Source organism: Bacteroides sp. MSK.20.12 (assembly GCF_019052435.1).
In the GTDB taxonomy this organism is placed as follows: domain Bacteria; phylum Bacteroidota; class Bacteroidia; order Bacteroidales; family Bacteroidaceae; genus Bacteroides; species Bacteroides xylanisolvens.
The window spans coordinates 1-3497 of record NZ_JAHQVH010000086.1; the positions used below are offsets into that span (position 1 = coordinate 1).

General features: G+C 46.4%; 2 tRNA genes and 2 rRNA genes. All 4 read left to right on the forward strand.

Annotated elements, in window-relative coordinates:
* Positions 1–179 precede the first annotated feature (179 nt).
* Positions 180–1708, forward strand: a 16S ribosomal RNA gene (locus tag KTR06_RS24150).
* Between the two features lie 207 nt (positions 1709–1915).
* Positions 1916–1992, forward strand: a tRNA-Ile gene (locus tag KTR06_RS24155).
* A 70-nt stretch (positions 1993–2062) separates the two neighbouring features.
* Positions 2063–2136: transfer RNA gene (locus KTR06_RS24160), tRNA-Ala, on the forward strand.
* 161 nt (positions 2137–2297) lie between these two features.
* Positions 2298–3497, forward strand: a 23S ribosomal RNA gene (locus KTR06_RS24165); the annotation flags it as partial.

Consider the following 3497-nt stretch of genomic DNA (forward strand, 5'->3'; position numbering starts at 1 on the left):
AGTTCTTTGAAATATTGATAAACAATACAAGTAGTACAAGTAAAAAAATAGAACCGTCAATACTTGTCCGAGAGAGTAGCGATACGATTGAGGATGATAGGTATTTGGATAAGGTCAATAAATTTACGGCGTCCTGAACAGAGCAAGAAATCATCTTAACAGATGAAAAAGATACTTTTACAATGAAGAGTTTGATCCTGGCTCAGGATGAACGCTAGCTACAGGCTTAACACATGCAAGTCGAGGGGCAGCATTTTAGTTTGCTTGCAAACTAAAGATGGCGACCGGCGCACGGGTGAGTAACACGTATCCAACCTGCCGATAACTCGGGGATAGCCTTTCGAAAGAAAGATTAATATCCGATAGTATATTAAAACCGCATGGTTTTACTATTAAAGAATTTCGGTTATCGATGGGGATGCGTTCCATTAGTTTGTTGGCGGGGTAACGGCCCACCAAGACTACGATGGATAGGGGTTCTGAGAGGAAGGTCCCCCACATTGGAACTGAGACACGGTCCAAACTCCTACGGGAGGCAGCAGTGAGGAATATTGGTCAATGGACGAGAGTCTGAACCAGCCAAGTAGCGTGAAGGATGACTGCCCTATGGGTTGTAAACTTCTTTTATATGGGAATAAAGTATTCCACGTGTGGGATTTTGTATGTACCATATGAATAAGGATCGGCTAACTCCGTGCCAGCAGCCGCGGTAATACGGAGGATCCGAGCGTTATCCGGATTTATTGGGTTTAAAGGGAGCGTAGGTGGATTGTTAAGTCAGTTGTGAAAGTTTGCGGCTCAACCGTAAAATTGCAGTTGAAACTGGCAGTCTTGAGTACAGTAGAGGTGGGCGGAATTCGTGGTGTAGCGGTGAAATGCTTAGATATCACGAAGAACTCCGATTGCGAAGGCAGCTCACTAGACTGCAACTGACACTGATGCTCGAAAGTGTGGGTATCAAACAGGATTAGATACCCTGGTAGTCCACACAGTAAACGATGAATACTCGCTGTTTGCGATATACAGTAAGCGGCCAAGCGAAAGCATTAAGTATTCCACCTGGGGAGTACGCCGGCAACGGTGAAACTCAAAGGAATTGACGGGGGCCCGCACAAGCGGAGGAACATGTGGTTTAATTCGATGATACGCGAGGAACCTTACCCGGGCTTAAATTGCATTTGAATAATCTGGAAACAGGTTAGCCGCAAGGCAAATGTGAAGGTGCTGCATGGTTGTCGTCAGCTCGTGCCGTGAGGTGTCGGCTTAAGTGCCATAACGAGCGCAACCCTTATCTTTAGTTACTAACAGGTCATGCTGAGGACTCTAGAGAGACTGCCGTCGTAAGATGTGAGGAAGGTGGGGATGACGTCAAATCAGCACGGCCCTTACGTCCGGGGCTACACACGTGTTACAATGGGGGGTACAGAAGGCAGCTACCTGGCGACAGGATGCTAATCCCAAAAACCTCTCTCAGTTCGGATCGAAGTCTGCAACCCGACTTCGTGAAGCTGGATTCGCTAGTAATCGCGCATCAGCCATGGCGCGGTGAATACGTTCCCGGGCCTTGTACACACCGCCCGTCAAGCCATGAAAGCCGGGGGTACCTGAAGTACGTAACCGCAAGGAGCGTCCTAGGGTAAAACTGGTAATTGGGGCTAAGTCGTAACAAGGTAGCCGTACCGGAAGGTGCGGCTGGAACACCTCCTTTCTGGAGCGATGTCGTAAGACGATGCAATTCTACATGAATAATGTAAAACGCCCATCGTTAAAAATAGTGACTTTAAAGGTTCTGTTTTTTGTACTACTGGTACTTGTTTATTTATAATATATAGATCAACCATCTATAGAAGTATAGATAGAGATAAACAAGAGAAAAAAGAAGCCGAGTCTAACATCAGGTAGACAAGGTTGAACTAGTCCTATAGCTCAGTTGGTTAGAGCGCTACACTGATAATGTAGAGGTCGGCAGTTCAACTCTGCCTGGGACTACCAAGCTCAAGAATGAGGAACAGCGAAAGCTGAAAGCTAAAAGCTAAAAAACGATATTCTTGAACAACCTCTTGGGGGATTAGCTCAGCTGGCTAGAGCATCTGCCTTGCACGCAGAGGGTCAACGGTTCGAATCCGTTATTCTCCACTCTCTCTGAAAAGAGAAACGATCTTTGACATGATGTACAAAAAGTAAAATTAAAAGTAAGAGCTAAAAGTATATATCAAACCGTACGTGTTCGAGTATGCAATATTGACAGCCGGAAGCAATTCCACAAGTCAATACCAATACGCGAATAAAACGTTTGAAAGAAAGTAAGCAAGGGCGCATGGCGGATGCCTTGGCTCTCGGAGGCGATGAAGGACGTGATAAGCTGCGATAAGCTTCGGGTAGGTGCAAATAACCTTTGATCCGAAGATTTCCGAATGGGACAACCCGTCATTCTGAAGGAATGACATCTTGCATAGCAAGAGGCTAACGCAGGGAACTGAAACATCTTAGTACCTGCAGGAAAAGAAAATAATAATGATTCCCCAAGTAGTGGCGAGCGAACGGGGATTAGCCCAAACCAATGTTGTTACGGCAATATTGGGGTTGTAGGACCACGATGTCGCAAGAAATTTAGTGAGAAGAATTCTTTGGAAAATGAAACCATAGACGGTGATAGTCCGGTATTCGAAGCTAAACGAAGCGTAGTGGTATCCTGAGTAGCGCGGGACACGAGGAATCTTGCGTGAATCTGCCGGGACCATCCGGTAAGGCTAAATACTCCCGAGAGACCGATAGCGAACCAGTACTGTGAAGGAAAGGTGAAAAGCACTTCGAATAGAAGAGTGAAATAGTCCCTGAAACCGTGCGCCTACAAGCGGTCGGAGCAGCGTAAGTTGTGACGGCGTGCCTTTTGCATAATGAACCTACGAGTTACTTTTTCCGGCAAGGTTAAGCATTTTAAAATGTGTAGCCGAAGCGAAAGCGAGTCTGAACAGGGCGATTAGTCGGAAGGAGTAGACGCGAAACCAAGTGATCTACCCTTGGTCAGGTTGAAGGTTAGGTAACACTAACTGGAGGACCGAACCGATAAGCGTTGAAAAGCTTCCGGATGAACTGAGGGTGGGGGTGAAAGGCTAATCAAACTTGGAGATAGCTCGTACTCCCCGAAATGCATTTAGGTGCAGCCTTGGGAATTACTACTGTGAGGTAGAGCGACTGATAAGATGCGAGGGCTTCACCGCCTATCAAGTCTTGATAAACTCCGAATGCGCAGTAGTTCGATCCCAGGAGTGAGGGCATGGGTGCTAAGGTCCATGTCCTAAAGGAGAAGAATCCGGACCATCAGCTAAGGTCCCGAAATAATTGCTAAGTTGAACTAACGAAGTCAGATTGCTAAGACAGCTAGGATGTTGGCTTGGAAGCAGCCATTCATTTAAAGAGTGCGTAACAGCTCACTAGTCGAGGAGTTTGGCGTGGATAATAATCGGGCATTAAGCAATTTACCGAAGCTATGGGAT